The sequence below is a fragment of the Vibrio sp. 10N.247.311.51 genome, assembly GCF_041467855.1.
Classification (GTDB): Bacteria; Pseudomonadota; Gammaproteobacteria; order Enterobacterales; family Vibrionaceae; genus Vibrio; species Vibrio coralliirubri.
Genome location: NZ_JBFSVK010000073.1, coordinates 1 through 1347, shown reverse-complemented (window position 1 = coordinate 1347; position 1347 = coordinate 1). Strand labels below are relative to the sequence as shown.

At 41.4% G+C, this 1347-nt stretch carries 2 protein-coding genes; both read left to right on the top strand.

All coding sequences use genetic code 11. The annotated features are described in order from the left end of the window. A partial coding sequence (locus AB6E85_RS25805) for a DUF1611 domain-containing protein (protein ID WP_372144819.1) occupies positions 1-884 on the top strand: 884 nt, incomplete at its 5' end. After that, on the top strand, positions 881-1347 hold a 467-nt coding region (locus AB6E85_RS25800; protein ID WP_372144817.1), incomplete at its 3' end, for an alanine racemase. The genes AB6E85_RS25805 and AB6E85_RS25800, both read left to right, overlap by 4 nt.

Genomic DNA, 1347 nt, shown 5'->3' with positions numbered 1-1347 from the left:
TCATTCACGCAGAAAGCATTCCTGATTACTTCATTTTTGGCATTGCGCCATCAAGCGGCTTTTTATCTGACTTAGATAAAAGCATCATTTTAAATGCCATGTCACTAGGAATGAACATCGTAAATGGCTTACATGAATTCCTAACCGATGATCCTCTATTTTTAGAAGCCAGTTTAAAGAATAACGTTCGAATATTCGATACTCGCAAACCCAAAAGTAAAGGCGATCTGAAAACGTTTAGCGGAAAAATACACAACGTTAAATGTCCGAGAATTGCTGTAATGGGGACGGATTGCGCGCTAGGAAAACGAACAACAGCAACAATATTGGCGAATGAACTGACTAAAAAAGGCCTTAACGTCGTTCTGATTGCCACTGGTCAAACAGGTATTATGCAAGGCGCACAATACTGCGTTGCACTCGATGCTGTCCCTTCACAATTTTGTGCCGGTGAGTTGGAATCTGTCATTGTACAGGCCTATGAAAAAGAAAATCCGGATCTGATTATTATTGAAGGGCAAGGAGCCTTGAGTCACCCTGCGTTTTCAACCAGCGCTTTTATCTTACGTGGCAGTTGTCCAACGGGTGTGATACTGCAACATGCCCCTAAACGTTTATATCGTAGTGATTTTCCTGATTGCTCAATGCCTTCGATTGCCTCAGAAATCAATCTTATCGAAACGTTTTCTAATACCAATGTTATTGGACTAACACTGAATCATGAAGATATGTCGTTGGATGAAACACGTTGTGCGATAGACACTTACACTACCGAATTTGGTTTACCGGTTACTGATGTCTTGTCACAGCCTGTTGAACATCTACTGCACATCGTAACGTCAGCCTTTCCTATAATAGCAAGTAAACTGGCCGAAAAAGGGTGAACTACCCTAGGTTAGACATCGATTGTGGGAAAGTTCATCATAACGCTCAGTTCCTGATTTCTCAGCTCTCACTGAAAAATATATCCGTTACGCCTGTAACAAAAGCCTTCCTCGGCCACCCTATCATCGCACAAGTTCTTATTGATGCTGGCGCAACAATGTTAGCCGATTCAAGAATCGAAAATCTTCAAAAGATGACTGAATCTGGCATTGCTATCCCTAAAATGCTGATACGTACACCCATGCTCAGTCAAGTGGCGAGCGTAATAAAATACAGTGATATGAGTTTAAACTCTGAAGTTGAAGTGATTCAGAGGCTTTCACATGCAGCGGAACAACAAAATTGCTGTCACGGTATCATTATTATGGTTGAGCTTGGCGATCTCAGAGAAGGTGTGATGCCAAATCGCGTGATTGATTTTATCCGAGAGATTATTTCTTTACCAAACATCACGATAAAAGG